1 protein-coding gene is annotated in these 259 nt (G+C 28.6%); it reads right to left on the bottom strand.

Annotated elements, in window-relative coordinates:
* A partial coding sequence (locus RR062_06255; protein MEG2027291.1) for a hypothetical protein occupies positions 1-225 on the bottom strand: 225 nt, incomplete at its 3' end.
* Positions 226-259 lie beyond the last annotated feature (34 nt).

Genomic DNA, 259 nt, shown 5'->3' with positions numbered 1-259 from the left:
ATATTCAATTAAACCATTGCTTTGAGCCTTTACTTTATCCTTAGTCGGTCTAAAATACAAACGACCAATAATTAGACAGATAAAAGCATATACGCCAACACAAGCATAAAACAAAGACTTAATAAGCAATATTAACAATTCCAAAATGTACGGAGCAATTTTTAAACTAATATGAAAAACAAACATTGCAGCCAAACAAATTAAAATATAAAAATACCAATCCATTATTTACGTCGATTATTTCGAGGTAACAAAAGAC

It is taken from the genome of Clostridia bacterium (assembly GCA_036654455.1).
GTDB lineage: Bacteria > Bacillota > Clostridia > Christensenellales > CAG-314 > JAVVRZ01.
This window is presented reverse-complemented; position numbering and strand designations above follow the sequence as displayed.